9 protein-coding genes are annotated in these 6,211 nt (G+C 53.4%); 7 read left to right on the forward strand and 2 right to left on the reverse strand.

Annotation, left to right across the window (positions count from 1 at the left end; all coding sequences use genetic code 11):
- The coding region (locus F1529_RS17380; protein ID WP_155137801.1) for a helix-turn-helix domain-containing protein at positions 1–357 on the reverse strand (357 nt) is incomplete at its 3' end.
- A 356-nt stretch (positions 358–713) separates the two neighbouring features.
- Here F1529_RS17380 and F1529_RS17385 point away from each other — a divergent pair.
- The 7 genes from F1529_RS17385 (at position 714) to F1529_RS17415 (ending at position 5,826) form a co-directional block, all read left to right on the forward strand.
- Positions 714–1,019: a hypothetical protein gene (locus F1529_RS17385; protein WP_155137804.1), complete on the forward strand. Its 306-nt coding sequence runs from the start codon at positions 714–716 to the stop codon at positions 1,017–1,019.
- A 96-nt stretch (positions 1,020–1,115) separates the two neighbouring features.
- Complete coding sequence (locus tag F1529_RS17390; RefSeq protein WP_155137807.1) at positions 1,116–2,153, forward strand: replication initiation factor domain-containing protein; 1,038 nt, start codon at positions 1,116–1,118, stop codon at positions 2,151–2,153.
- Positions 2,141–2,455, forward strand: coding sequence for a DNA-binding protein (locus F1529_RS17395; protein ID WP_155137810.1), 315 nt, complete (start codon positions 2,141–2,143; stop codon positions 2,453–2,455). The genes F1529_RS17390 and F1529_RS17395 overlap by 13 nt, the downstream gene beginning before the upstream one ends.
- A 250-nt stretch (positions 2,456–2,705) precedes the next feature.
- Positions 2,706–2,960 carry a major capsid protein gene (locus F1529_RS17400; RefSeq protein ID WP_155137813.1) on the forward strand — a complete coding sequence of 85 codons (255 nt, stop codon included), beginning with the start codon at positions 2,706–2,708 and terminating at the stop codon, positions 2,958–2,960.
- A gap of 75 nt (positions 2,961–3,035) precedes the next feature.
- Entirely contained in the window at positions 3,036–4,454 is a 1,419-nt protein-coding gene (locus tag F1529_RS17405) for a virulence factor TspB C-terminal domain-related protein (protein WP_155137816.1), read from the forward strand.
- Between the two features lie 2 nt (positions 4,455–4,456).
- Positions 4,457–4,771, forward strand: coding sequence for a DUF2523 family protein (locus tag F1529_RS17410; protein WP_155137819.1), 315 nt, complete (start codon positions 4,457–4,459; stop codon positions 4,769–4,771).
- Positions 4,771–5,826 carry a zonular occludens toxin domain-containing protein gene (locus F1529_RS17415; RefSeq protein WP_155137822.1) on the forward strand — a complete coding sequence of 352 codons (1,056 nt, stop codon included), beginning with the start codon at positions 4,771–4,773 and terminating at the stop codon, positions 5,824–5,826. The genes F1529_RS17410 and F1529_RS17415 overlap by 1 nt, the downstream gene beginning before the upstream one ends.
- Here the strand turns inward: F1529_RS17415 and F1529_RS17810 are convergent.
- Positions 5,823–6,149, reverse strand: a complete 327-nt coding sequence (locus F1529_RS17810) for a DUF3653 domain-containing protein (protein ID WP_155137825.1) — start codon at positions 6,147–6,149, stop codon at positions 5,823–5,825. The genes F1529_RS17415 and F1529_RS17810 overlap by 4 nt on opposite strands.
- Between the last annotated feature and the right edge of the window lie 62 nt (positions 6,150–6,211).

Below are 6,211 nucleotides of genomic sequence, written 5' to 3' on the forward strand. Positions count from 1 at the left end.
ACATAATATACAGTGTCGCACCGCTTCAACGGCCCCCCCGATTAGGGCGCTTCCGAAAAAAATGCTTGTCGCTGAATGGCTTACGGCTTTAAAGCGCTTCGTCCAGAGTGCAAATCCAGCCTCATCCTCCGAGCGCTCTGCTCGCTCAATCGCCCTTGCTGCAATTATTTCGGCTGGGTCAACGTCCAGCGCCTCCGCTATCTTCCAGACAACATCGTCACTGTCGATGATTGACTTGCCAGACAGGTATCTAGAAACGGTTCCTCTGTTCACGTCCAGCCAGCGCATGGTGTCGCCATCTGTGCGGTGTTTTAAGGCTTTTTGTGCTTGTTTGAGGTAGTCGGCAGTCTTTTTCATATCGTGTCTCCTTGTGCCAATTAGACCCCCTGTGTTGTCTCTTTGCAATATTGCCGCTTTACAACGTTGCAGGCTTGCAATACATTCGACGTATTGCAGCACTGCAACAGAGTGAAAGGGGTAGGGGATATGACAAACCAGAAGCGCGAAGCGCTTAACAGTCGGCACACAAGCGTTAGCCAGGGCGATAGCGTTGCACCGACGATACCTTGCCCCCGGCTCTCTCATAAATCTGCTGGCCCCCATACCACCAGTTCCCAGCGCTTCCTCAATCGGTTCTCTGCGGGTGACTCGCTCAACGCGGCTACACCCTTCCCTCGCGCCATGAAAAACCGGTTTTCAAAAGGGGCAGGGCAATGACAGGGCTTGTTGTCAAATTGAACCCTTATAACGCTCCGTTTAAGCCAGCATCTGAGCCCGGCGTGTACTGGCTGGATCAGCAATATGCAGGTGACTGCCTCCATGATTCCCATGTGATGGCATACCGGGTCGCTAAATTCCGCCGTGCCGGTTCAATCCTCACTGATTGCGGCCTGCCGCATCTGGCAGAGAAGGGCGCAGCCCGTACCCACTTTATCCCGAACGCTGAATTTATGGCTGACCTTTCTCGTGATGGTGTCAAGGCTGCGCGTCGTTATCTCAAAAATCAGGGGCGCAAATAACATGGATTCGATCATGGCTTTTATTTCTACGCCTTCTGGCTATTTTTCGGCTTTGGCTACCTGCGTCGTCTTTGGCTATCTCTTGGGTGAAATTTTATGAGCGCTCAAGCTCCTGAATTCACCCCCTCAGTAATACGGGGTGAAAGTACCTTAGACCTTCCCCCGGTGATTGTGGATACCGTCTCTTTTTCTTTTCCGCTGTCGCTGATTGGCCATGACCGTTCCAACGAAGACTCGCCGCGTTGGACGGCCAGCGATGCGGAGATTGTCGAGGCTTTCCAGTCCTTCATGGATGACGTTTTTGGCCGCAATGTCTTTACCGTCGATGAAAAGGTGAGGGGAGGCCGCAATTTCTTTGATGCTGGCTGCACCTTTGATGGTGGCTTTATCGCTTTTGGTGGCAATAACCGTGTGCCCGATGGCTACGGCGGTCACCGAATTGTGGAACAGCGCTTCCAGCTCTATGTGGACGGAGACGGCTGCTGTCGTGTCCCTGATTGGTCCCGCGTTCATAAAAAGATCAGCCAGGCATCCATGGATTGCCGCATTACCCGCGCTGACCTTGCTTACGACGATCACGCCGGTTCCCGTGATGTTGCCCATGCTATCCAGCTCTACAAAGACGGGGCATTCACAGGCCGTGGCCGCCCGCCTAAGGCTTCCTACGTCGATGACTTTGATTCCGGCAAGGGCAAGACGCTTTATATCGGAAACCGTGCAAACGGCAAAATCCTGCGCGTCTACGAAAAGGGCCGCCAGCTTGGTGACGTAGCGTCGGAATGGGTCCGTTGGGAGCTGGAACTCCATAACCGTGACCGTGAAATCCCCCTTGATGTACTGGTTTCGCCGCAAGAATTTCTCGCCGGTTCGTACCCGGCCATGAGCTGGGTTTCCGACATCATCCAGAAGATCAGCACAGGCCGGGAAAAGCTCAAAATCACCTATCAAAAGCTGGTTGCCTCTGCGCGCATCCAGTACGGCAAGTTACTGCATTTCGGGGCGCTTCAACTCGGAAAAAGCAAGGAAGAAATGTTCCATGAAATATACAAGTCCGGCGTTCCTGAGCGCCTCCGCTGGGCTGCTGATAACCATTTGCTCCAGAGGGAGCTAGGAGAAGAAGCATGTTTCTTTTGAAGGGCACCATCATGGGCGTTAAGTCCGTAGACAACACTGACCGCAACACGGGTGAGGTTCGCACTAAGATGTTCGTGGGTGTGTCTGTCCCCAAAACGAATGGCTATGACGGCGAAACGGTGAGCTATGACATCCAGATCACCAAAAAGCAGATTCCTGAGGGCGTTGCTGCTCACTATGAAAAGCTCAAGGGTAATGAAATCTTCGTCCCTGTTCTGGCTTTCCCGTGGGCTGGTCGCAATGGCAATGCGGGCCTGAACTGGTTTTTGGCCGATGACGGTCTCCCTAAAAACTTCAAGTAGACAAGTAGCTAATGGAATTAATAGCGTGCACGACAGGCGACTGGCAACAAGCCGTTGACGGCTCGGTCATCTGTTCGGGCACTCTCGAAATTGTGGCGGAGACAGGCCCTTTCGGACTGCCCCCGCTCACATACGAGCAGGCTAACGAACTGCTCGGGGCATGTTTGCTCTTATGGGCAACAGTCTGGGGTTGCAAGAAACTCTTCGGCCTCATTCGTTAAAACTCAAAATTAAATCACGGAGTAACACCATGAAAAATGCAATGAAGGCCCGTCTGGAGTCTATCCAGTCCCGCACCCACGGTATGGGTAAAAAGGTTGGTCAGCTTGCAGTTGTCGGCGGTACAGCCATGTATGCCGGTGCTGCAAACGCTGCGCTTGATGTCACGGCTGCCGCTGGTGAAATTTCCGGCCAGTCTGCCAACGTGGAAACTATCGCACTGGCAGTGATCGGCGTTCTGGCCGTGATCGCCGGTGTTGCCTACGTTCGCCGGGTTATCAAGTAAGCCCAACGCAAACGGGAAGGGGGCCGCTTGGCCCCTTTTTTATCAGAGGTGAAAAATGGAACCGGACATTGGCCCATGGCTCTATCTAACCGTCTCACTTGCTGCTTTCTATATGCTCTTTTCCTAGTGGCAGCTATATCCCCGCTTAACGCCGCCACATTCAACCCCCAAATTGTTGCCCAAGGTGGTAATCAGCAATCAGTAAATAACTCCTGCGACAACGAACAGTCTTCAAACCCTGGTCAGCTCTACGGCGTTGTCACAGACTCATCATCAGGGCAATACACTTGCCTAAGGTGTTGGACAGGCTACGGGAGTTTCAACGGTACCTACCCATACGGCCAATGCAGCACAGAGCCACTTCCTGAACCAGAGTGTGAGATCCCAGAAGGAACAAAAAAACGAATTGGCACAGACGTTAAGGCTACGGTCGTCTGTGACTCAAACTGCGAGTTTGTCCGCAATTCCGGCTCAACTTGTGTCTTCGTAGGATCTACCACTTCCTGCTGGGCAGAATATCGAAGCAATGGCGACTACTGCGAATTCTCTGAGCCGCAACAGGATAGGCCCTTTCACGACTACACCGACGAGGATGACTGCTATAGGTCAACCAACGGAAAAAAATTCTGTGAGGTTCCGCCGGATTCCCCTTGCCCGAACTACACGGTTATTGATGGCCGTAAATACTGCAAAGAGTCATCAGAGCAGCCAGAACCCGATGATTCAGATGGTGATGGCATTCCCGACACTGACGACCCGGACCCCTCAAACCCTGACTCAGACGGTGACGGCGCACCAGATGGTGACGACCCGGACCCCACAAACCCAGATTTTGACGGTGACGGTATCCCAGACGGTGACGATCCAGACCGTGATGGCGATGGCGCCCCAGATTCCCCCGGCTCAGGCTCAGGCAACGGCGGCGGTGCAGGTTTAGACCCTGACCCCAACAACCCAGATACAGACGGCGATGGCATACCTGATGGTCAGGACACCGACGCAGACGGCAATGGTATTGAGGATGACCAGGAACCGGAAGAAGAAGAGGGCAACACGGTAGGTAAGGGAACGTGCGACAAGGAACAGGTAGAGGAGCCAGACTGTAGCTCTGCCGATCCGATACAGTGTGCTGTTCTCCTGAATGAGTGGCACCACTTTTGTCAGGAACAGCTATTCCGTGAGGAGTTGAAGGGTACAGAGGAATACAACCAAGGCGGCGATTCGCTTCTTGACGGTGATGCACCAGAAAACCAGATAGCCTCAAATGAGGTCGGGTTCGGCTCTTTCCTCGATGGCCTGGACGACTCTGGTTCCGGCTTTGGTGGCTCAAATTCCTGCCCCGCTGATATTCAGGTGTCAGTCCCCCCGTTTGGCTCCATAGCCATACCCTTCACTTTCATCTGTGATTTTGCCTCAAAGATCAGGCCGCTAGTCATCGCGCTCGGCTGGCTTGCCGCTGGCTTTATCGCCTTCCGATCAATGACGGAGAAATAACCATGCCTTTCTGGCTGCAGCCAGTAGCTGCTTTTATCGCGTCAATCATTGGCCCTACAACGGCCCGTGTCTTAGGTGCCATCGGTCTCGGGACGATATCGCTTACCGGCGTTCAAATGACCTTGGACGGCGTTATTGGTCACATAAAAAGCGGAATGGGTGGCATCACCTCCGACATACTTTCAGTGATTACTATGGCCGGTTTCGATGTGTTCTTGAGCCTGATAATCAGCGCCTATATCGGGATTATCTCAATCCGCACTTTATTCGGTGCATTCAAGCGTTTCGGCTTTATGGACTTAAACGGGGGCGAATAATGTTCTGGTTATTTACGGGTAAGCCGGGAACGGGCAAGACGAGCAATGCAATAGATTTCGTCTTGCATGACAAGCGTTTCAACGTAGAGGGAAGTGATGCAAAGCGCCCCGTCTACTACCGTGGGATTCGAGATCTCAAGCTCGACTGGATCGAGCTATCCGACGACGAAGTCAAAAACTGGCCCGACCATCTTCCAGATGGTGCCGTTCTTGTTGCTGATGAAGCACAACAGATATGGCCGGGCAGACCAGCTAGCAAGCCTGTACCTTTCGGGCTGACGGCGGTAGAGACCCACCGGCACCACGGCTGGGACCTCATTTTCATCAGCCAGGACCCTTCGTTACTCGACACGCATGCTCGTAAGCTCTGCAACGAGCAATACCATTTTAGCAGGCCGTTCGGCGCGCCTTTCGTCATCGAGTACCATTCAGGTTCTGGCTATGTGAACCCGGCGACAAAGTCGGAGCTAGAAGGGTGCGTAAAGACAAAAAAACGGCTTCCCAAGCGTGTCTGGGGTCACTATCACTCGGCGGAAGTCCATACCCATAAGTTCAAGCCCCCAAAAATCCTTTTCCTTGTCCCGGTCCTTATCGCATTCACCGTGTTCATGGTCTGGCGCTTTTACACCAACTACGGCACACATCCAGAGGAGGAGCCTACGGGATCGGGCGGCGACTCTTCGCCGCAACAAGTTGTCCAGGCGGAACCGCCGCCCCCTGAAAATTGGGGTGATCTTCTCGCGCCAGAGGTTCCGGGCCTCCCGTACACGGCCCCGATATATCGACAACAGGCCCGTCGCGCTGTCTCGGTCCCAGTGGTTCAGGGCTGTATGTCCATGGAGTCAGATTTCAGCGATTGCACTTGCTACACGCAGCAAGGAACGACAATTGCCGATATGCCTTGGCAGATGTGCCGGCGAATACTTAAAAACGGAATGTTTAACCATCTGGCAAGAGAGGAAAGAGAAAGCACAAGGGGAGGGCGGGGAGCTGATGGCGACGCAGTCGCCACGGCGTCCGCCCGCCCCGTCGCTAAAAATTCATCGCATTTCTAAAACGGCATTACAAGCTGGGCGGGTTGTTTTTTGATTCGCTCCAGCTCTGCCTGTAGCTGTCTCAGCGCCCATATAGATCGTATCTCGTCCGGTCTGTATTCGTTCCCGTCCGGGTCCGACAAGGCATCTTCTCGAACCTTCCAGCCGTTCCATTTCGGGCTATTGCTTGGCAGTTCTCCGCGGCTAAAGAAGGCCACCAAGCGAATAATGTGTGATGGGGCTGAGTTCGTTCTCAGGTATCTGCGGAGTGTTGTTGGGTGTAGCTGTGTGATTTGCTGTATCTGGTCAATGCTCAATCCGAAGGCAACTTCCCTGAATGTCATTCGATCTATCCCGCAAGGCTAAATCGCCACTTTGGCATAAACCCGGGAAACTGTTCTATTTG

This window comes from Alcanivorax sp. VBW004 (genome assembly GCF_009718865.1).
GTDB lineage: Bacteria > Pseudomonadota > Gammaproteobacteria > Pseudomonadales > Alcanivoracaceae > Alcanivorax.

Excerpts from the sequence above, each read along its gene's own strand:
- F1529_RS17395 (WP_155137810.1), top strand. The coding sequence starts at position 2,141 with ATGTTTCTTTTGAAGGGCACCATCATGGGCGTTAAGTCCGTAGACAAC.
- F1529_RS17415 (WP_155137822.1), top strand. The coding sequence starts at position 4,771 with ATGTTCTGGTTATTTACGGGTAAGCCGGGAACGGGCAAGACGAGCAAT.
- F1529_RS17390 (WP_155137807.1), top strand. The coding sequence starts at position 1,116 with ATGAGCGCTCAAGCTCCTGAATTCACCCCCTCAGTAATACGGGGTGAA.
- F1529_RS17405 (WP_155137816.1), top strand. The coding sequence starts at position 3,036 with ATGGCTCTATCTAACCGTCTCACTTGCTGCTTTCTATATGCTCTTTTC.
- F1529_RS17385 (WP_155137804.1), top strand. The coding sequence starts at position 714 with ATGACAGGGCTTGTTGTCAAATTGAACCCTTATAACGCTCCGTTTAAG.
- F1529_RS17810 (WP_155137825.1), bottom strand. The coding sequence starts at position 6,149 with ATGACATTCAGGGAAGTTGCCTTCGGATTGAGCATTGACCAGATACAG.
- F1529_RS17410 (WP_155137819.1), top strand. The coding sequence starts at position 4,457 with ATGCCTTTCTGGCTGCAGCCAGTAGCTGCTTTTATCGCGTCAATCATT.
- F1529_RS17400 (WP_155137813.1), top strand. The coding sequence starts at position 2,706 with ATGAAAAATGCAATGAAGGCCCGTCTGGAGTCTATCCAGTCCCGCACC.